Source organism: Sphingomonas sp. Leaf21 (assembly GCF_916858675.1).
Taxonomy (GTDB): Bacteria; Pseudomonadota; Alphaproteobacteria; order Sphingomonadales; family Sphingomonadaceae; genus Sphingomonas.
In genome coordinates, this window is the sequence record NZ_CAKASM010000017.1 from 39,415 (window position 1) to 57,165 (window position 17,751).

The following is a 17,751-nucleotide window of genomic DNA, read 5'->3' on the forward strand; positions in this document are numbered from 1 at the left end:
AAGGGGAATGAAGATGTCGATCCTGTCCGACCGCTGGATTCGCGAAGCCGCGCAGACGCAAGCGATGATCGAGCCCTTTGTCGAAAGCCAGCGCCGTGACGGCTGCATCAGCTATGGGCTGTCATCCTATGGCTACGACGCGCGGGTGGCGGACGAGTTCAAGATCTTCACCAATGTCGACAGCGCCGTCGTCGATCCGAAGGATTTCGCGTCGAACAGCTTCGTCGACCGCAAGACCGATGTCTGCATCATCCCGCCCAACAGCTTCGCACTGGCGCGGACGGTCGAATATTTCCGGGTGCCGCGCGACGTGCTGGTCATCTGCCTGGGCAAGTCGACCTATGCGCGGTGCGGCATCATCGTCAACGTGACGCCGCTGGAGCCGGGCTGGGAGGGGCATGTGACGCTGGAATTCTCCAACACCACGCCGCTGCCCGCCAAGATCTATGCCAATGAGGGCGCCTGCCAGTTTCTGTTCCTCAAGGGCAATGAGCCCTGCGAGACCAGCTATGCCGACCGGGCGGGCAAATATATGGGGCAGCGCGGGGTGACGCTTCCGCGCCTCTGACGCTGCCGACCGACGCCCCGGCGACGGCATCGCGCGATCATCGGGCAAGTCCGGGCGGCATATGGCCCGGACCCGCCCCGGCGATCACCGCGCGGCGATCGTCTGCGGCAAGTGGCGCAGCCCCGTTCGCGCGACGGTGTGCGACGACAGGATCGCGCCCGACGGCATGTCCATGGCGATCGGCTTTTCCTGCAGCACCGCGTCGTAGAGCGAGCGTGCTTCGGCCGCGCGACCGGTCTTGGCATAGACCGCGGCGAGATTGAGCATGAGCTCGGGACTATCCGGGCTGGCGCGCCGCTCCTGGAGCAGCGTCTGTTCGGCGACGTCGTAGCGACCCGCCGCGATTTCCTGAAACCCCGTCCGCTGCGGCCAGCTATCCTGGGCCATGGCCGGGGCCGCCATGCCCGCCGCCGCGACAAGGAACACCGAAACGACTCCACGCATATCTGCTCTCCTTTATTTCACTTTTGTGACGGTACGTTGTCACTTTTGTGAAACGTGCGCAAGCGCCGAAGGATGCGGTGGATGGTTCGCCAGCATGTCCCGTGGATTGACGCCGGTCGACATTCCAATTCCCCCCTGCCAGCGCAGGATCGCTGGCGGAGATGGCGGAGACCCGACGCCCGCGAAGACAGCGTCGCCTTTCCGGCCAGGACATGCCTCCGTCAGGCCATCGGCCTGCCACCGCCCCTTACAGCGGGAGGAAATAGGTGCGGTCCCGTATCCCGTCGGACAGCGGCGTTTGAGCGCCTGTCACAAACTGACGCACGCCCCCAAGCGCCCGTTCAGCCCGAGCGAAGTCGAAGGCCACACGGCTCCCGCGGTGCCCAATACAAAAAGGGCGGCCTCCGCAGAGACCGCCCCATATGTCGTCCGACACTGATCGATGAGGATCAGAAGTCGTTGCGATACTGCTCGTTACCGATGAAGCCGAGCTTGGTCACCGCCGAGCGCTTGATGATCGCCAGGGTCTCGTCGACCTTGGCGTATTTCGCGTCCGGAGCGGGCTGGAAGTGCAATTCCGGCTCGGGGTTCATCGCGGCAGACTGATCCAGATACTGGCGCAGCGTGACTTCGTCGACCGGCGCACCGTTCCAGGTGACCGTGCCGGCGGCGTCGATGCCGACCTTGTTCTTTTCGCTGTTCACCTGCGGCTGGTTTCTCGGAGAGTTGACCGGAAGGTCGACCTTCACCGCGTGAGTCTGGATCGGGATGGTGATGATGAACATGATGAGGAGCACGAGCATGACGTCGATCAACGGCGTCGTGTTCATGTCCATCATCGGCTCGCCATCATCGGATCCGGCGCTCATTGCCATGGCGTGCTAACTCCTATCGTGTCCGCCGCGTCGATCAGACGCGCGGGTTGCCGCCGGGGGGCGGCTCGGAGATGAAGCCGACACGGGCGAAACCGGCCTGCTGCATCGTGTAGATGGTGCCGCCGATACACCGGTACGGCGTATTCACGTCGCCACGGATATGGGCTTCGGGCAGCGAGTCCGGGGTGATGTTGGCACCCAGACGCTCGACTTCGGCCTTCAGCTTCTCGACCGCGCGGGTGCGCAGTTCGTCCGAGGTCACGGGGCTGAGACCCCAATAGACCTTGCACTGTCCGTTCTCGCTGGTCACCGAGAGCGACACGTTTTCCGGCTTCGTCGTCGTCGGATCGAAGCGGACGTTCGGCAGCTTCAGCGGAACGGTCTGAATCACGACCGGAACCGCGATCAGGAAGATGATGAGGAGCACCAGCATGACGTCCACGAGGGGCGTCGTGTTGATCTCCGACATCGGTTTCTCGGCGGAGTCACCGCCAACGCTCATCGCCATGAGAGAGCTATCCTATCCATGCATTCTTTCGCCGCCCCGAACGGGGAGGCGGTGGGTGGCGGGGCCGTGTCCCGAGGGACCGGTCCCCGCCCCCTCAGGCTCAGGCGCGGGTCTGAACGCCACCGGCCTGGCCGGCGGTCGTGGTCGCCGGGGTCGCCTTGACGGCGGTCGGCTTGGCAGCGGCACCGGCGGTGGCGGGGCGAACCGCACCGTTCGAGGCCAGGAAGCCCAGCACGTCGTTCGAGAAGGACGACAGGTCTTCCGCGATGCTCTTGTTGCGACGCTGCAGCCAGTTGTAGGCGAGCACGGCCGGAACCGCGACGACCAGACCCAAAGCGGTCATGATCAGCGCTTCACCGACGGGACCGGCGACCGCGTCGATCGAGGCCTGGCCCGACGAGCCGATCTTGATCAGCGCGCGGTAGATGCCGATAACCGTACCGAACAGACCGATGAACGGCGCGGTCGCGCCGACGGTCGCGAGGAAGGCGAGACCGCCACCCAGCTTCGAGTTGATCGCGGCTTCCGAACGCGCCAGCGAACCGTGCAGCCAGTCATGCGCCTCGACCGGATCGGTCAGCTTCGAGTGCTGGTCCTGAGCGGCCAGACCGTCGTCGACGATCTGCTTGTAGGCCGAGTTCTTCTCGAGCTTGGCCGAGCCCTCGCGCAGCGAGTTCGACGACCAGAAGCTCTGACGGACGCGCTTCGCCTGGTTGATGATCTTCTGCTGCTCGAACAGCTTCGAGAACAGGATGTAGAACGAGACGATCGACATCAAGCAGAGGATGGTGAACACCGACTGCGAGATGAGGCCGCCTTCCTTGAGGGCCTGGCCGAGACCGTAGGGGTTTTCGGCACCGGCCGCTGCGCCGCCCGCGGCGAGGATGGTGGTGAGCATGGTTGGTTAGGTCCTCTGACTAAAGCGTTGGGTTTGATCGGCTTTTAGCCGTTATTCCTGTGGCAGCTGCCAACGGATGTTAAGCGTGTACGACGAGGCGACCGGATTACCGGCGGCGTCCTGCGCCGGGGTAAAGCGGACACGCGCCTTCGAAATCCGGCACGTCGCATCGTCCAGGGCCCGGTTGCCGCTGCCCGACAGGATCGAGCAATCGGTAACGCGCCCATCGGTGCCGATCGACAGCTTTGCCGACACGCGACCTTCCGCGCCTTCGCGCTGGGCCGAGGGCGGATAGGCGTCGGGACCGAAATACTGGCCCGGATTACCGCGCAGGCCTGCTGCCTTCGATACCGCAGGCGGCGCCGGCGGAGCAGGCGGAGACGGCGGGGCGGGCGGCGCCGGCGGGGCCGTCGGCTGGCTGAGCGGAATCACCGACGTCGTCGTGACGGCAGGTGCGGGCACCGGCAGCTGCACGATCGGCGGCGGAGTCACCACCGTGGTCGGCGGCGGCGGCACATTAGGCTGCTCCGGCGGCGGGGGCGGCGGATCTTCCGGCGGTGGGGGGGGCGGCGGCTCTTCCACGTTGAACGTGTCGAGCTTTTCGGTAGCCTTCTTCACGTACTGGTAAGCCAGCCCCGTGACGAAGGCATAGCCCAGGGCAGCATGGATGAGCACGACGATAACGATCGCGACCACCTTGCCCCCGGACATCTTCTGGTCAGTATAGGCCATTCAGCAACGAAACTCCTCAGTCTGCCAGTTTCGCCTCGCCGTAGCGTGGGGACGTGGGAAACTCCTGCCATGCTCTTACGGCATGCGGCAGAGCCTTGGACCCTATCGCGACGGCTGGCACGGCGCAATCAGTTTGTCGGACGTAATAAACGTACAACCGGGACATGACGAAATTATTTCTGTACCGTTAATGCACGAAGGAGTAGCCCAAAGCGATGAATCCGTTGTCCCACGCCATTCGCGCTTGCGTCTTGACGCTGGCGATTCCCGCTCTCGTCACCCCCGTTTCGGCACAGGTCGCCACCCGCCCCTCGGTTCGCGCGGGCGATTCGATGGTAGCGCAAACAGGCCCGGGTTATGCCGACCTCGCCGACCTGGTGCTGTCGGCGCCCGTCATCGCCGACGTGACGATCCGCTCGGCGACCGCGATCAAGGGCGCGGAGGCGGCGGGCGTCGCGCCGGGACATCAACGTTTTTATGTGGAAGCGGATGTCGGGACGTTGATCCGGGGCGCGGGCGGGCTGCCCGCGCGGGTCGGCTATCTGTTCGATGCGGGCACTGATGCGCGTGGTCGCGCACCGAAGCTGAAGAAGATGCGCGTGCTCGTCTATGCCCGCCGCGTGCCGAACGCCGCCGACCAGCTCCAGCTCGTCGCGCCCGATGCGCAATTGCCCTGGACGCCCGATACCGAGCAGCGCAGCCGTAGCATCGCGCGCGACGCGCTGTCGCCCGATGCGCCGCCGGTCATCACCGGGGTGGGCAACGCCTTCTATGTCGCGGGCAGCCTGCCGGGCGAGGGCGAGACGCAGATCTTCCTGACCACCGCGAACAACCGCCCGGTGTCGCTGTCGGTGCTGCGCCGCCCCGGCGAGGAGCGCCGCTATGCCGTGGCTTTGAGCGAGATCGTCGACGAATCCGCCGCGCCCCCGGCCCGCGATACGCTGTTGTGGTACAGGCTCGCCTGTGCGCTGCCGGAATCGCTGCCCGACCATAGCACGGCGTCGCTGTCGCCCGAGGATGCCCAGGCGGCGCGCGACGATTATCGTTTCGTCCTGCAGAAGCTCGGCCCCTGCAGCCGCGAGCGTCAGGTTCCGACCGCGACGAGCTGACCCGTGACCGCATGGGCGGCGGCAAGATAGGCGACCACCGCCGCCACCGCGTCCGGCCGGGCGTCAGCGGCCGGGACGACGGCATTGATCCGCGCGGCGGGGGCGGCGGCGATCGCGAGCGGTGCGATGGCCGCTTCCGCCATCGCCTGCGCGACCGGGTCGCGCCCCGCCAGCAGGACCAGTACCAGGTCCACGCCCGGATGGGCGGCCACGACCGCCGCGACGTCCCCGTCGGGCGCCACGTCGATCCGCCGCGCCGCCGACCGGCTGAACGCCATGCCGATCAGCGCCGGTGGCGGACCAGCGTGATGCCGATCGCCTCGCCGTCCTCGGCGATCGCCAGCTTGACGATCTTCACCTGCACCCGGCGCACGCGCTTGTCCTGAAGGAAGAGCGTGTCGCAGATATGATCGGCGACCCCCTCTATCAGGGTGAAGTGGACGTCGTCGGGCAGCGCGGTCGCGGCGTGCTTCAGGTCGAGATAATTCTTCGACTCGGTCAGCGGGCTGTCGGGCGTGTACCGCGCCGGACAGTCGAGATCGACGGTCAGCGAGATACGCAGCGGCTGCGGCAGATGGGTTTCCTCGGAATAGATGCCGGTCAGCACCTGGACTTCGAGGTCGTGGACTTCGAGCTGGAGACGGTCTTCCATGACCGCGCCTCTAGCAGAGCGCGTGCGCTTAGGGAAAGCGTCAGGGAAAGCTTGCATCGCGCGGCGGGCGCGCTAAGGGCGCGCGTCCCCTTCCCGCCACCGGACCACCGCCCCCGTGACCGTCACCACCGTTCTCGCCCCGCTCGACGCGGTCGAACCCGCTGCGGTCGAGGCGCTGCTGGACCGCGCCTTTCCGCCGGGGCGGCAGGCGCGTACCGCCTACAAGGTGCGCGGCAGCGTCACGCCGATCGCGGCACTCTGCTTCGCCGCGCTGGATGGCGACACGCTGATCGGGTCGATCCAATGCTGGCCGGTCGCGCTGACCGGCGACGACGGCGTCATCCATCCGCTGATCATGGTCGGCCCGGTCGCCGTCACGCCCGAGCAGCAGCAGGGCGGGATCGGTCGTCGGCTGCTCGGCCATATGCTTGCCCGCGCCTCCGCGCTCGGGCTCGACCGGGCGCTCATGCTGATCGGCGACCCGGAATATTATGGCCGCTTCTTCGGCTTCACGTCGGAGCGCACCGCCGATTGGCGGCTGCCGGGCCCGGTCGAGCGGCATCGGCTGCTGGCGCGCGGCGACGATGTGCCCACCGTCGCTGGGGTCCTGGGTCCCGATCCGGAACGCGGCTGAACCGCTGGCCTTTACCTGGGCCGAGTCCGTCCCTAACTCACAGCCATCATGCCAATGGCGCCCCCTCCCGATCTGTCCTCGCTCAGCCTCGCCGAAATCGTCCAGGCCATGGAGGCGCAAAAGCTGCCGCCGGTCGCGCACTGGCATCCGACGCATTGCGGCGACAGCGAGATGCGGATCGCACGCGACGGCACCTGGTTTCATCAGGACAGCCCGATCACCCGCCCGGCGATGGTCCGGTTGTTCTCCACCATCCTGCGTCGCGAACCCGATGGCCGCCATGTCCTGGTCACGCCGGTCGAGAAGCTCGACATCGCGGTCGAGGATGCCGCCTTCGTCGCCACCACGCTGAAGGCCGAAGGGCAAGGGCAGAACGGCCGATTGGTGTTCCAGCTCAACACCGGCGATCTGGTCGCCGCCGGCCCCGAACACCCCTTGCGCTTTGTCGAGGGGGAGGATGGCCCCCGCCCCTATCTCCAGGTGCGCGACGGGCTGGAGGCGCTGATCGCGCGGCCGGTCTATTACGAACTGGCGGAGCGCGCGCTGGTCGGTGACGATGATGTCCCCGGCGTGTGGAGCGACGGCGCCTTCTTCCCGCTGACGGGCACGGCCACGGCATGACGCTGGCCGAAAGGCTGGCACAGGCGATGGCGCGCATTCCCGCCGCCGCGTTGCTGACCGGCGACGGAGTCGAACCGCATGAGATGACGGCGCCGCCGACCGCCGCCGCCGTCCTGGTCCCCGTCACCGATCGCGCCGACCCCGGCGTTGTCCTGACCCAGCGGACCGAGACGCTGCGCAACCATGCCGGGCAAATCGCCTTCCCCGGCGGTCGCGCCGACCCCGGCGACGTCGATCTGGTCGCCACCGCGCTTCGCGAAGCGGAGGAGGAGATCGGCCTCCACCCCGACGCGGTGACGGTGATCGGGCTGGCCGACCGCTATCGCACCGTCACGGGGTTCGAGGTGACGCCGGTGCTGGGCGTCATCCCGCCCGACCTGACGCTTCGCGCCGCCGAGGGCGAGGTCGCCGACCTGTTCGAGGTGCCGCTGGCGTTCCTGCTCGACCCTGCCCATCACCACCGGGTCAGCGCGCCGTGGCGCGGCCGCACCCGCCATTTCTACGAGATATTATGGAACGACCGGCGCATCTGGGGCGCGACAGCGGCAATGATCGTCAACCTGTCACGGCGGCTGCAATGGTCGGCCTGAACCCGGCGACCGCCCCCTGGGCCGACCGCCGCGATCTGATCGATCTCGCCCGGCGGCTGGACGCGCGCTTCGTGGGTGGCGCGGTACGCGACACGCTGCTCGGCCTGGCGGTCGCCGATATCGACCTCGCCACCCCCCTCTCGCCCGAGACGGTGATCGAGCGGGTGCGCGAAGGCGGTCACAAGCCCGTACCCACCGGCATCGCGCACGGCACGATCACCGCGGTGCTGCCGGATGGGCCGATCGAGGTGACGACCCTGCGCCGCGACGTCTCGACCGACGGTCGCCATGCCGTGGTCGCGTTCACCGACGACTGGCGCGAGGATGCCGCGCGGCGGGATTTCACGATGAACGCGCTCTATGCAGACCCCGCGACCGGCGAACTGTTCGACTATTTCGGCGGCGTCGACGACCTGAAGGCGGGGCGCGTTCGCTTCATCGGCGACCCGTTGCAACGGATCGCGGAGGATCATTTGCGCATCCTGCGCTTCTTCCGCTTCCATGCCCGCTTCGGCCAGACGGTGGACGAAGCCGGGCTGGAGGCGTGCACGCGGCGCGCCAACGACCTGATGGCCCTGTCGCGGGAGCGGATCGCCGCCGAACTGCTCAAGCTGCTGGTCGCGGACCGTGCGGTGCCGGTGATCGCCCTGATGGTCGAACGCGGGATTTTCCGCGCGGTGATCCCGGAGATCGATGGCGGCGGCGCCGATCGCCTGGCCGCCCTCGCCGCGCGAGAGGCGCAGGCCGGGATCGTCCCCGATGCGATACGCCGCCTCGCCGCGCTGCTGCCCCCGGATGCCGCCGAGTCGGTCGGTGCGCGGCTGAAGCTGTCCAATGTCGATCGCAAGCGCCTGATCGCGGCGACCGCGGGGCCGGGGGACGAAGGGCCGCGCGCACTCGCCTACCGTGTCGGAACAGGGGGCGCCGTCGACCGGCTGCTGCTGGCGGGCGAGCCGGTCGATGCGATCCGCGACTGGACCCCGCCCAGCCTGCCGCTGACCGGTGGCGCCTTGGTCGCGCGTGGCATCGGCAAGGGGCCGGAAGTCGCCAAGCTGCTGCGCCAGGTGGAACGTCAGTGGATCGCGGAGGGCTTTCCCGACGCAGCGCGGGTTGCCGAGATGGCGGACGCGGCGGTGGCTCAGACCTGACGCGCGATCATCGCGAAGGCGGCGTCGGGATCGAGCGGGCGGGCATAATAATAGCCCTGGCCATAGGTGCAGCCCAGCGCCGCCAGCGTTTGCCCCAGTTCCACCGCCTCGATCCCCTCGGCGGTCGTCTGCATCCCCAGCGCCTGCCCCAGGCCGAGGATCGCGCGGACGATCGCGATCTTGTCGCGGTCCGCCAGCATCCCGCCGATGAAGCTGCGGTCGATCTTCAGTACGTCGATCGGCAGCTTTTGCAGATAGGCGAGGCTGGAATAGCCGGTGCCGAAATCGTCCATCGCGATCGTCGTGCCCAGCGCCTTCAGCGCCTTCATGATCGCGGTCACCCGGTCGGGATCGCCGACGATCGCGCTTTCGGTCAGCTCGAGCGTCAACCGCTCGCCCGCAATGCCCGCCTGCGCCAGTGCCGCCTCGATCACCGACGGAATATCGTCGCGCTGTAGCTGGATCGCCGAGACGTTGACCGACATGCGAACGCCGCAATCGCCGCCCGCCGCCCGGTCCCAGGCCGCCAGCTGGCTCAGCGCCTCGTGCACCGCCCAGCGGCCGAGCGGTACGATCAGCCCCGATTCCTCGGCGACCGGAATGAATTCCGTCGGCGAATGGCTTTGGCCATCCACGTCGATCCAGCGCGCCAGCGCCTCGAAGGAGACCGTTCGACCGGTGGCGAGGTCGCAGATCGGCTGATAGGCGAGGTGGAGCCCGTCGTTTTCGATCGCGCGGCGAAGCGCGGTTTCCATCGCGAACTGCGCACGCGCGATGGTGAAGGCCTGGGGGTGATAGGTTTCGGTGCGTCCCGCCGTCTTGGCATGCTTCACGGCGAACTGCGCGTGGCGGATCAGCTCTTCGGCGTCGCCGTCCGGCCCCTCGTTGAAGGCGATGCCGACCGACGCCTCGACATTGACCTCGTAATCGGTCAGCCGGAAGGGCGCACGCATGGCGCGGTCGATGCGATCGGCCAGGATGTGCGCCTCATCCTCGCTGCCGTCCATCATCATCAGGATGCCGAACTCGTTGCCGCCGATCCGGCCGATCGAGTCGCGGGAGCGAAGCGCCCCCTTCACGCGCCGCGCCACGGTGATGAGCAGCTCGTCACCGACCAGCGAGCCCATGCAGGCATTCAGCCGCCCGAAGCGGTTGAGATCGATGACCAGTACGGCATGACGCTGTCCCGTCGCCATCATCGATTCGATCAGGTCGCCGAACCCCTGCCGATTGGGCAGTCCGGTCAGGCTGTCGGTCGTCATCTCGCGACGAAGGCTGCGCTCGGTATGATGCTGCGCGGTATGGTCGACCAGCATCAGCACGCAGGCGTCCATCTGCCCCTCGGCCGAGCGGGTCAGGGTCGCCTGGAAATACCGGCAGTCGATCACGTCACCCAGTTGCAGCGGGAACTCGACCGACTTGTGGTCCGAATCGAGAAGCGCGATCACCCGCTGCGCCAGCTCGCTGGTCAGCAACGACTGGGCACGATGCTCGTCCAGCCCGGCGCGGCGATAGGCGTCATTGGCGGCGGCAACGATCAGACGGCCGTCGAACAGGCGCAGCTCGGCCGCCGGGATCGCCATGATCTCGATCGCGCAGGACGTCAGCGACGCGAAACTTCGCGTCGAAGGGCGTTGCGCAGGATATGCGATCGAAGCCATTTCCCGTTGTTCTAACGGGCGAATGTTAAAACCGCCTAAAAGCGATTGTCATTAAGTCCGACTTTCGGTTCCGAAGTCGGAGGGGACGAGCCAGCCCGCCCCCTGCCCTGCTCAATCGAACCGATTGTCGCGCGGGAAGCCGGTCGGCGGCATCCGCCCCGCCGCGCCGCGCGCCGTCCGCCACGCCGACAGATCGGTCTCGGTCCGCACCCGTCCGCTCTCGCCGCCCATCGTCCAGCTCAATCCGTCCTTGAACACGAAGGTCGTCGCATCCGACAGCCCACCGTCGCGATAGCGCTGGAGCTGGACGCCGGTGCCGCGCGACAGCTCGACGAACTCGGTCAGCGGGAAGACCAGCAATTTCCGGTTGTCGCCGATCGCCGCCACATAGTCATGCTCCGCCGACACCGGCCGCACGACCTTCAGCGTGGCACCGGCGCGCGGGGTCAGCACCGTCTTGCCCTTTCGCGTCTCCGCGATCGTGTCGGCGGCCGGCACGATGAAGCCGCGCCCGTCCGACGCCGCGACGAGCAGCTTGGCCGCGCGTGCGACCGGCAGGAAGCCGACGATGCCGATCGATCCGTCAAGATCGATCATCGCGCGCACCGGCTCACCGAACCCGCGCCCGCCGGGCAGCTTGTCGGCGGCCAGCGTGAAGAACCGCCCGTTCGCCGCCGCCAGCAACAGCTTGTCGGTCGTCTGGGCGTGGAAGGCGAAGGCGGGGCCATCGCCCTCCTTGAACTTGGCGGTATCGGCGGAGGCGAGGTCGACATGCCCCTTCATCGCGCGGATCCAGCCGCGCTGCGACAGGATGACGGTGATCGGCTCACGCTCGATCATCGCTTCGAGCGGAATGTCGCGGGTCGGCGCCGCCTCTTCGATCAATGTGCGACGCGCGCCCAGCACGGTCTCCGGGCCGTAGCGGTCGCGGATCCTGGCGAGATCCTTCTTCATCCGCGTCCGCTGCCGCGCTTCGGAACCGAGCAACAGGGTAAGTTGCTCGCGTTCCTTGTCGAGCTTGTCGCGCTCGCCGCGAATCTCGAACTCCTCCAGCCGCCGGAGCGAGCGGAGCCGCATGTTGAGGATCGCTTCGGCCTGACGGTCGGTCAGGCGGAATTCCGCGATCATCACCGCCTTGGGCTCGTCCTCGGTGCGGATGATCTCGATCACGCGGTCGAGGTTCAGATAGGCGACCAGATAGCCGTCGAGCAGCTCGATCCGGTCGGCGATCTTGCCCAGCCGGTGTTCGGAACGCCTGCGCAGCACCACGAACTGATGCTCGACCCAGGCGGCCAGCGCGTCGCGCAAGCTCATGACGCGCGGGGTGCGGTCCTTGTCGAGGACGTTGAGGTTCAGGCTGACCCGCGTTTCCAGATCGGAGAAGCGGAACAGCCCGTCCATCAGCACCTGCGGATCGACGGTGCGCGACCGCGGCTCCAGCACGATGCGGACCTGCGCATCCGATTCGTCGCGGACATCGGCCAGGATCGGCAGCTTCTTGTCGTTGATGAGCGTCGCGATCTGTTCGATCAGCTTGCCCTTGGCGACGCCGTAGGGGATTTCGCTGACGACGATCTGCCAGCCGCCGCCCTTCTCGCGTTCGATCTCGAAGCGTGCACGGACGCGGAAGCCGCCCCGGCCGGTGGTATAGCTTTCGCGCAGGATCGCGGGCGCGTCGACGACGATCCCACCCGTCGGAAAGTCGGGCCCCTTGACCAGCGCCAGGATCGCGTCGTCATCGGCGTCGGGCCGATCGACCAGCAGGATCGCGGCCTCCAGCAACTCGGCGGCATTGTGCGGCGGGATGCTGGTCGCCATGCCGACCGCGATGCCACTCGCCCCGTTGGCCAGCAAATTGGGGAACAGGCCGGGGAACAGCTCCGGCTCCTGCTCTTCGCCATTATAGGTCGGGCGATAGGCGACCGCGTCCTCGTCCAGCCCGTCCATCAGGTCGATCGCGACCTGGGTCAGCCGCGCTTCGGTATAACGATAGGCGGCGGCGTTATCGCCGTCGATATTGCCGAAATTGCCCTGCCCGTCGACCAGCGGGTATCGCAGCGCGAAATCCTGCGCCAGGCGGACCATCGCGTCATAGACCGACTGGTCGCCATGCGGGTGATATTTGCCGATCACGTCGCCGACGACACGCGCGCACTTCTTGTAGCCGGAAGCGGGATCGAGCTTGAGCAGCCGCATCGCCCAGAGCAGCCGCCGGTGAACCGGCTTCAGCCCGTCGCGGACATCGGGCAGCGAGCGCGCGGTGATCGTGGACAGCGCATAGACCAGATACCGCTCCGACAGGGCGCTGTCGAAGGGGGCATCCAATATGCCGACGGGAGGATTGTCGCGGAGATCGATCGCCATGGAAGCCCAGCTTCTAGCAAGCCCGCGGGGCCGGGGCAATCAGGGAGATCAAACCGGGAACGATCGGCCCATGGTGGCGAAGCGTCGCTTGTCCTGTTCGTCGCTCAGCCAGCCCGACCGCGCGCGCAGCAGATCGCGCCGCGCCAGCAGGCCGACCAGCACGCCCTGCGCGTCGACCACCGACAGGCGGTCCACATCCTCCGCCAGCATCCGCTCCGCGGCGCGGTCGACCGGCCATTCGGGCGACACCAGGGGCAACGCGGCGTCCGACACGACCTCGCGCAGCGTCGCTCCGATCTCCGGCGGCGCGTCGAACCAGCGCAGCGCATCCGCGCGCGACACCAGGCCGACCGGCCGCCCCTCGCCGTCCACCACCGGATAGGCGCGGTGATCGGCATCGGCGAAGAAACCTGCCGCCTCGTTCACCGTCATCGTCGCGGGCAGGGTGGCAGGCGTGGGCGTCATGATCTGCGCCACCCGGACCAGGCTCAGGGGGTCGACGGCATATTCCTGGCTCAGATGGCGGCCCCGCCGGGCGATCTTCTCGGTCAGGATCGACCGGCGCAGCACCAGCACCGCGATGGCATAGGCCGCCACGCTCGCCGCCGCCGTCACCGGCAACGCATCGAACCGCCCGGTCAGTTCGACCGCGAAGATCGACGCGGTCAGCGGCGCGCGCATCGACGCGCTCATCATCGCGGCCATCCCCGCCAGCGCATAGAGCGGCACTCCACCGGGCAGCGCATGTCCCGCCAGCGCCCCCAACGCCCCGCCCAACATCAGCAGCGGCGCAAGAATGCCGCCCGACGTGCCCGATCCCAACGCGATCAGCCATACCACCGCCTTGACGATCAGCAGCAGCAGGATCGCCTTCACCACCATCGAGCCGAGCAGCAAAGCCTGGATATTGTCATAGCCTGCGCCCAGCACGCGCGGGTCGATCATGCCACCGATGCCGACCGCCACCGCACCGATGGCGGGCCACCACATCCAATGGACCGGCAGGCCGTGAAAGCCGTCCTCGATCCGATAGAGCGCCCAGGACAGGCCCGACGCAATCGCGCCGACACCCAGCCCCAGCGCCACTGCTCCGACCAGCGCCGCCGCATCATAGGACAGCGTCATGGGCAGCGGAAACATCGGCCCCGCCCCGATCAGCCAGGGCCGCCAGGCGATCGCGGTCAGCGCGGCGACCGCGACCGGCACGAAGCTGCGCGGCTTCCACTCGAACAGCAGCACCTCGACGCCCAGCAGCATCGCGGCAAAGGGGGTGCCGAAGATCGCCGTCATCCCCGCGGCCGCGCCCGCGACCAGCAGGGTCTTGCGCTCCGATGCGCTCAGGTGAAAGCATTGCGCCAGCAGCGAGCCGATCGCGCCGCCGGTCATGATGATCGGTCCCTCCGCACCGAACGGCCCGCCCGACCCGATCGAGACGGCGGCGGACAAGGGCTTCAGCACCGCGACCTTTGGCGACAAGCGGCTCTGACCGAACAGGATGGCCTCGATCGCTTCGGGGATGCCGTGGCCGCGAATCTTATCCGACCCGAACCGCGCCATCAGGCCGATGACGAGGCTGCCGACCACCGGCACCGCCAGCGTCCGCCAGCCTTGCGCCGCCGGGCCGATCGCGACGGGCGCGAAGGAAAACTGGCCGTACCAGCCGATATTCGTCGCCAGCGCGATCAGCTTCAGCAGCACCCAGGCCGCCACCGCCCCGCCCGTGCCGATGACCAGCGCCGCCATCGCCAGCGCGACCATGCGCCGGTCGGCACTATGGTCGGCGAGTCGGACCATGGGAGCGGGCAGCGGCAGGGCGCGGGATGACGTCATGGCCGCGCCAATATATCGCATTACGATATTTCTCAAGAGCGATGATTTGTGGCATGGGCGACCGCATGGACGATCCGATCAGCGACCGGGATTACCGCGCCCTTGCCGGGTTCCGCCGACAGCTCCGCACCTTCCTGTCGTTCAGCGAAGAGGCGGCGGCAGACGCGGGCATCACCGCGCAACAGCATCAGGCGTTGCTGGCCTTGCGCGCCGCGCCCGACCGCGCGCTGCTGATCGGCGAACTGGCCGAGCATCTGCGCCTGCGCCCGCACAGTGCGTCGGGGCTGGTCGACCGGCTGGAAAAGTCGGGGCTGGTCCAGCGCGATCGGGGAACGGACCGGCGGCGCGTGCCGGTCGTACTGACCGACCGGGGCGCCGAGACGATCGCGACCCTCGCCCTCGCCCACCGCGCGGAACTGCGCAGGTTGCGGCCCCTGCTGGTCGAGATGCTGTCCGAACTCTGATCGAGCATGATTCCTCCCCTCGCAGGGGAGGAGTTTTTCGACCCAAAATCAAAAGCGGGCGCGATTCTCATCGCGCCCGCTTCATGTCCGGCGAACGGCCCTTGGATCAGGCCTGGTTCGCCTGGGCCTGGGTCACATCCTGCTGGAAGTGATCGCCAGCGGCCACCGTGCAGTTCTGGAAGGCGACGGGGGTGAAGGTTTCGACCCCGGCGACTTCCTCATCGGTCTTCACCTTGCCATGCGGTCCACGGACCGGCTGGAAGGCGACGACTTCGGGACGGAAGGTGGCGAGCACGTCCGCCGTGTCGCGGCAGGCGACCGTGCGCTCCGTGGCGCCGTTCTTCACCACCGCGATGGCTTCCATACCGTTGGCGAGCGGGACGCGCGCCTGTTCCCAGACCTGCGCCTGTTGCGCCATATGCATCGGCCGGGCCACCGCAGTACCCGCCGTCAGCATCAGAGCCCCACCAACAACACCGATCATCAGCTTGTTCATGACTACCTCCTTTGCAAGCACGATCAGAACCCACAACTTTGATGATCGGTTTCCTATACTTTGCACCTTACGATTTTTTCATGCAGCATCAAATTCCTGTTCATCATATCAACCCGATGACATTGACGTAACCTTGCGAACTTTCGCAGCAATTCCAACCGGCAAGCCATTGGGCGGCACCCCGAAAGGCCTCGCGCCGCCACGCACGCTTCCATTGCGCCGCCGCACCGCATCCATTATAGGCCGCGCCATCCCGCCTCGGGCCTCAGCATGGGGGCGCCGGGGCTGTACTCATTTCAGGGGACCGCCGCATGGCTCGCCGCCGCCAAATCTACGAAGGCAAGGCCAAGATCCTGTACGAGGGCCCCGAGCCCGGCACGCTGATCCAGTATTTCAAGGACGACGCCACCGCGTTCAATGCCCAGAAGAAGGGCACGATCAACGGCAAGGGCGTGCTGAACAACCGTATCTCCGAGCATGTCTTCACCATGCTGGACCATATCGGCGTTCCGACCCATTTCATCCGCCGCCTGAACATGCGCGAACAGCTGATCCGCCAGGTCGAGATCGTGCCGATCGAGGTCGTGGTGCGCAACGTCGCGGCGGGCTCGCTGTCCAAGCGGCTCGGCATCGAAGAGGGCGTGAAGCTGCCCCGCACGATCATCGAATATTATTACAAGGACGATGCGCTGGGCGACCCGATGGTCACCGACGAGCATATCGCCTGCTTCGGCTGGGCCAGCCAGGAAGAGATGCACGACATCGCCGACCTGGCGATCCGCGTGAACGACTTCCTTTCGGGCATGTTCGCCGCGATCGGCATCCGTCTGGTCGACTTCAAGCTGGAATTCGGCCGCATCTGGGACAACGACTTCGGTCGGATCATCCTGGCCGACGAGATCAGCCCCGATGGCTGCCGCCTGTGGGACATGACCACCAACGAGAAGCTGGACAAGGACCGCTTCCGCCGGGATCTCGGCGGCGAGGTCGAGGCCTATCAGGAAGTGGCGCGCCGTCTGGGCCTGCTGCCCGAGGGGGGCGACACCGCCGTCCTCGACCTGGAAGAACACCGCAAGAGCCGGGGCAAGTAAATGAAGCTCAAGATTTTCGTGACCCTGAAGCCCGGCGTGCTCGATCCGCAGGGCAAGGCGATCCAGCACGCGCTGGGCAGCCTCGGCTTCGCGGGCGTCGACGACGTGCGCGCGGGCAAGCTGATCGAGATGCAGGTCGCCGACGAGACGACCGACGCGCAGATCGACGAGATGTGCCGCCAGTTGCTCGCCAACACCGTGATCGAGAATTACCGGGTGGAGCGCGCCTGATGAAGACCGCCGTCATTGTCTTTCCCGGCTCGAACTGCGACCGCGACCTCGCTGTCGCGCTGGAGGCGGTGACGGGCGTCAAGCCGACCATGGTCTGGCATGGCGACAGCGAACTGCCCGAGGGGCTGGGGCTGATCGGCGTGCCGGGCGGCTTCTCCTATGGCGATTACCTGCGCTGCGGCGCGATCGCGGCGCGCTCGCCGATCATGCGCGCGGTCGTCGAGCAGGCGGACAAGGGCACGCCGGTGTTCGGCGTGTGCAACGGGTTCCAGGTGCTGGCCGAAACCGGGCTGCTGCCCGGCGCGCTCATGCGTAACCGCTCGCTCAACTTCGTGTGCCGCGACGTCGATCTGGAGGTCGCCAACACCGACAGCGGCTTCACCCGCCTGTACGGACAGGGCGAGACGATCCGTATCCCGGTCGCGCATCATGACGGCAATTACTTCGCCGACACCGACACGCTCGACCGCCTCGAAGGCGAAGGCCGCGTGGCGTTCCGCTATGCCGAGGACGTCAACGGTTCGGCGCGCAACATCGCGGGCGTGCTGAACGAGCGCCGCAACGTGCTGGGCATGATGCCCCACCCCGAACGCCGCATCGAAGCCGCCCATGGCGGCGACCATGGCCGCCGGTTATTCGAGGGCCTGCTGGAGATGGTGGGGGCGTAACCCCCGATCCTCCCCAAGCTCCGCTTGGGGAGGGGGACCGGCGAAGCTGGTGGAGGGGCATTGCGACCCGCTCGAAGAGCCAGGCGAGTCCCAATCGATACCGCCACATGACCCGATCGCCCCGCGCGACCAGGTCGGTCTGCTCGGGCACGTCGACCGTCTCGACG

Annotated in this window: 21 protein-coding genes; 10 read left to right on the plus strand and 11 right to left on the minus strand. The window is 67.3% G+C overall.

Annotation, left to right across the window (positions count from 1 at the left end):
* Positions 1 to 13: 13 nt before the first annotated feature.
* Positions 14 to 568: a dCTP deaminase gene (gene dcd, locus LRP66_RS12985; RefSeq protein ID WP_017979400.1), complete on the plus strand. Its 555-nt coding sequence runs from the start codon at positions 14 to 16 to the stop codon at positions 566 to 568.
* 84 nt (positions 569 to 652) lie between these two features.
* Here the strand turns inward: dcd and LRP66_RS12990 are convergent, their stop codons facing one another.
* The 5 genes from LRP66_RS12990 to LRP66_RS13010 form a co-directional block, all read right to left on the minus strand.
* Complete coding sequence (locus tag LRP66_RS12990; RefSeq protein WP_230483025.1) at positions 653 to 1,012, minus strand: tetratricopeptide repeat protein; 360 nt, start codon at positions 1,010 to 1,012, stop codon at positions 653 to 655.
* A gap of 449 nt (positions 1,013 to 1,461) precedes the next feature.
* Positions 1,462 to 1,887, minus strand: a complete 426-nt coding sequence (locus LRP66_RS12995; RefSeq protein WP_230483026.1) for an ExbD/TolR family protein — start codon at positions 1,885 to 1,887, stop codon at positions 1,462 to 1,464.
* A 34-nt stretch (positions 1,888 to 1,921) separates the two neighbouring features.
* Positions 1,922 to 2,395 carry an ExbD/TolR family protein gene (locus LRP66_RS13000; RefSeq protein WP_230483027.1) on the minus strand — a complete coding sequence of 158 codons (474 nt, stop codon included), beginning with the start codon at positions 2,393 to 2,395 and terminating at the stop codon, positions 1,922 to 1,924.
* Positions 2,396 to 2,495: 100 nt separating this feature from the next.
* A complete protein-coding gene (locus LRP66_RS13005; protein ID WP_230483028.1) occupies positions 2,496 to 3,293 on the minus strand; it encodes a MotA/TolQ/ExbB proton channel family protein in 798 nt (265 codons plus the stop codon).
* Between the two features lie 51 nt (positions 3,294 to 3,344).
* Positions 3,345 to 4,025 carry an energy transducer TonB gene (locus LRP66_RS13010; RefSeq protein ID WP_230483029.1) on the minus strand — a complete coding sequence of 227 codons (681 nt, stop codon included), beginning with the start codon at positions 4,023 to 4,025 and terminating at the stop codon, positions 3,345 to 3,347.
* 215 nt (positions 4,026 to 4,240) lie between these two features.
* On the opposite strand from LRP66_RS13010, the gene LRP66_RS13015 reads away from it, so the two are divergent.
* Complete coding sequence (locus LRP66_RS13015; RefSeq protein ID WP_230483030.1) at positions 4,241 to 5,134, plus strand: hypothetical protein; 894 nt, start codon at positions 4,241 to 4,243, stop codon at positions 5,132 to 5,134.
* Here LRP66_RS13015 and LRP66_RS13020 read toward each other — a convergent pair.
* Both LRP66_RS13020 and LRP66_RS13025 read right to left on the minus strand, forming a co-directional pair.
* Positions 5,110 to 5,412 (minus strand): Rossmann fold domain-containing protein, encoded by a 303-nt coding sequence (locus tag LRP66_RS13020; protein WP_230483031.1) that lies wholly within the window; start codon positions 5,410 to 5,412, stop codon positions 5,110 to 5,112. The two genes, LRP66_RS13015 and LRP66_RS13020, sit on opposite strands and share 25 nt — an antisense overlap.
* A gap of 5 nt (positions 5,413 to 5,417) precedes the next feature.
* Complete coding sequence (locus LRP66_RS13025) at positions 5,418 to 5,786, minus strand: dihydroneopterin aldolase (RefSeq protein ID WP_230483032.1); 369 nt, start codon at positions 5,784 to 5,786, stop codon at positions 5,418 to 5,420.
* Positions 5,787 to 5,901: 115 nt separating this feature from the next.
* Here LRP66_RS13025 and LRP66_RS13030 point away from each other — a divergent pair, with 115 nt between their 5' ends.
* The 4 genes from LRP66_RS13030 to LRP66_RS13045 are packed head-to-tail and all read left to right on the plus strand — an operon-like array spanning position 5,902 to position 8,779.
* Positions 5,902 to 6,420, plus strand: a complete 519-nt coding sequence (locus LRP66_RS13030) for a GNAT family N-acetyltransferase (RefSeq protein WP_230483033.1) — start codon at positions 5,902 to 5,904, stop codon at positions 6,418 to 6,420.
* 48 nt (positions 6,421 to 6,468) lie between these two features.
* The gene (locus tag LRP66_RS13035) at positions 6,469 to 7,041 is read left to right on the plus strand and encodes a DUF1285 domain-containing protein (RefSeq protein WP_230483034.1); all 573 of its coding nucleotides are present in this window, start codon (positions 6,469 to 6,471) and stop codon (positions 7,039 to 7,041) included.
* Entirely contained in the window at positions 7,038 to 7,631 is a 594-nt protein-coding gene (locus LRP66_RS13040; RefSeq protein WP_230483035.1) for a CoA pyrophosphatase, read from the plus strand. Before LRP66_RS13035 ends, LRP66_RS13040 begins: the two co-directional genes overlap by 4 nt.
* A complete protein-coding gene (locus LRP66_RS13045; protein WP_230483052.1) occupies positions 7,619 to 8,779 on the plus strand; it encodes a CCA tRNA nucleotidyltransferase in 1,161 nt (386 codons plus the stop codon). The genes LRP66_RS13040 and LRP66_RS13045 overlap by 13 nt, the downstream gene beginning before the upstream one ends.
* On the opposite strand, the gene LRP66_RS13050 is transcribed toward LRP66_RS13045, so the two are convergent.
* From LRP66_RS13050 to LRP66_RS13060, 3 genes are all read right to left on the minus strand, one after another.
* On the minus strand, positions 8,770 to 10,362 hold the full coding sequence (locus LRP66_RS13050) for a putative bifunctional diguanylate cyclase/phosphodiesterase (RefSeq protein ID WP_230483036.1): 1,593 nt from the start codon (positions 10,360 to 10,362) through the stop codon (positions 8,770 to 8,772). The genes LRP66_RS13045 and LRP66_RS13050 overlap by 10 nt on opposite strands.
* 189 nt (positions 10,363 to 10,551) lie before the next feature.
* The gene (gene parC, locus LRP66_RS13055) at positions 10,552 to 12,804 is read right to left on the minus strand and encodes a DNA topoisomerase IV subunit A (RefSeq protein ID WP_230483037.1); all 2,253 of its coding nucleotides are present in this window, start codon (positions 12,802 to 12,804) and stop codon (positions 10,552 to 10,554) included.
* Between the two features lie 48 nt (positions 12,805 to 12,852).
* Positions 12,853 to 14,634 carry a chloride channel protein gene (locus LRP66_RS13060; RefSeq protein WP_230483038.1) on the minus strand — a complete coding sequence of 594 codons (1,782 nt, stop codon included), beginning with the start codon at positions 14,632 to 14,634 and terminating at the stop codon, positions 12,853 to 12,855.
* A 53-nt stretch (positions 14,635 to 14,687) separates the two neighbouring features.
* Between LRP66_RS13060 and LRP66_RS13065 the strand changes: the two genes are divergently transcribed.
* Positions 14,688 to 15,098 carry a MarR family winged helix-turn-helix transcriptional regulator gene (locus tag LRP66_RS13065; RefSeq protein WP_230483039.1) on the plus strand — a complete coding sequence of 137 codons (411 nt, stop codon included), beginning with the start codon at positions 14,688 to 14,690 and terminating at the stop codon, positions 15,096 to 15,098.
* Between the two features lie 106 nt (positions 15,099 to 15,204).
* Here the strand turns inward: LRP66_RS13065 and LRP66_RS13070 are convergent, their stop codons facing one another.
* Entirely contained in the window at positions 15,205 to 15,594 is a 390-nt protein-coding gene (locus LRP66_RS13070) for a hypothetical protein (protein ID WP_230483040.1), read from the minus strand.
* A 311-nt stretch (positions 15,595 to 15,905) separates the two neighbouring features.
* Here LRP66_RS13070 and purC point away from each other — a divergent pair, with 311 nt between their 5' ends.
* Genes purC through purQ form a run of 3 tightly spaced genes read left to right on the plus strand, consistent with a single transcriptional unit; the run spans position 15,906 to position 17,584 of the window.
* A complete protein-coding gene (gene purC / locus LRP66_RS13075) occupies positions 15,906 to 16,685 on the plus strand; it encodes a phosphoribosylaminoimidazolesuccinocarboxamide synthase (RefSeq protein WP_007405170.1) in 780 nt (259 codons plus the stop codon).
* Complete coding sequence (purS, locus tag LRP66_RS13080) at positions 16,686 to 16,916, plus strand: phosphoribosylformylglycinamidine synthase subunit PurS (protein ID WP_175313981.1); 231 nt, start codon at positions 16,686 to 16,688, stop codon at positions 16,914 to 16,916.
* Positions 16,916 to 17,584 carry a phosphoribosylformylglycinamidine synthase subunit PurQ gene (gene purQ / locus LRP66_RS13085; protein WP_230483041.1) on the plus strand — a complete coding sequence of 223 codons (669 nt, stop codon included), beginning with the start codon at positions 16,916 to 16,918 and terminating at the stop codon, positions 17,582 to 17,584. Before purS ends, purQ begins: the two co-directional genes overlap by 1 nt.
* The last annotated feature ends 167 nt before the right edge of the window (positions 17,585 to 17,751 follow it).

What these genes read in the sequence shown, in the direction of transcription:
- dcd (WP_017979400.1), top strand. Translation starts at nt 14, where the DNA reads ATGTCGATCCTGTCCGACCGCTGGATTCGCGAAGCCGCGCAGACGCAA.
- LRP66_RS12990 (WP_230483025.1), bottom strand. Translation starts at nt 1,012, where the DNA reads ATGCGTGGAGTCGTTTCGGTGTTCCTTGTCGCGGCGGCGGGCATGGCG.
- LRP66_RS12995 (WP_230483026.1), bottom strand. Translation starts at nt 1,887, where the DNA reads ATGGCAATGAGCGCCGGATCCGATGATGGCGAGCCGATGATGGACATG.
- LRP66_RS13000 (WP_230483027.1), bottom strand. Translation starts at nt 2,395, where the DNA reads ATGGCGATGAGCGTTGGCGGTGACTCCGCCGAGAAACCGATGTCGGAG.
- LRP66_RS13005 (WP_230483028.1), bottom strand. Translation starts at nt 3,293, where the DNA reads ATGCTCACCACCATCCTCGCCGCGGGCGGCGCAGCGGCCGGTGCCGAA.
- LRP66_RS13010 (WP_230483029.1), bottom strand. Translation starts at nt 4,025, where the DNA reads ATGGCCTATACTGACCAGAAGATGTCCGGGGGCAAGGTGGTCGCGATC.
- LRP66_RS13015 (WP_230483030.1), top strand. Translation starts at nt 4,241, where the DNA reads ATGAATCCGTTGTCCCACGCCATTCGCGCTTGCGTCTTGACGCTGGCG.
- LRP66_RS13020 (WP_230483031.1), bottom strand. Translation starts at nt 5,412, where the DNA reads ATGGCGTTCAGCCGGTCGGCGGCGCGGCGGATCGACGTGGCGCCCGAC.
- LRP66_RS13025 (WP_230483032.1), bottom strand. Translation starts at nt 5,786, where the DNA reads ATGGAAGACCGTCTCCAGCTCGAAGTCCACGACCTCGAAGTCCAGGTG.
- LRP66_RS13035 (WP_230483034.1), top strand. Translation starts at nt 6,469, where the DNA reads ATGCCAATGGCGCCCCCTCCCGATCTGTCCTCGCTCAGCCTCGCCGAA.
- LRP66_RS13040 (WP_230483035.1), top strand. Translation starts at nt 7,038, where the DNA reads ATGACGCTGGCCGAAAGGCTGGCACAGGCGATGGCGCGCATTCCCGCC.
- LRP66_RS13045 (WP_230483052.1), top strand. Translation starts at nt 7,619, where the DNA reads ATGGTCGGCCTGAACCCGGCGACCGCCCCCTGGGCCGACCGCCGCGAT.
- LRP66_RS13050 (WP_230483036.1), bottom strand. Translation starts at nt 10,362, where the DNA reads ATGGCGATCCCGGCGGCCGAGCTGCGCCTGTTCGACGGCCGTCTGATC.
- parC (WP_230483037.1), bottom strand. Translation starts at nt 12,804, where the DNA reads ATGGCGATCGATCTCCGCGACAATCCTCCCGTCGGCATATTGGATGCC.
- LRP66_RS13060 (WP_230483038.1), bottom strand. Translation starts at nt 14,634, where the DNA reads ATGACGTCATCCCGCGCCCTGCCGCTGCCCGCTCCCATGGTCCGACTC.
- LRP66_RS13065 (WP_230483039.1), top strand. Translation starts at nt 14,688, where the DNA reads ATGGGCGACCGCATGGACGATCCGATCAGCGACCGGGATTACCGCGCC.
- LRP66_RS13070 (WP_230483040.1), bottom strand. Translation starts at nt 15,594, where the DNA reads ATGAACAAGCTGATGATCGGTGTTGTTGGTGGGGCTCTGATGCTGACG.
- purC (WP_007405170.1), top strand. Translation starts at nt 15,906, where the DNA reads ATGGCTCGCCGCCGCCAAATCTACGAAGGCAAGGCCAAGATCCTGTAC.
- purS (WP_175313981.1), top strand. Translation starts at nt 16,686, where the DNA reads ATGAAGCTCAAGATTTTCGTGACCCTGAAGCCCGGCGTGCTCGATCCG.
- purQ (WP_230483041.1), top strand. Translation starts at nt 16,916, where the DNA reads ATGAAGACCGCCGTCATTGTCTTTCCCGGCTCGAACTGCGACCGCGAC.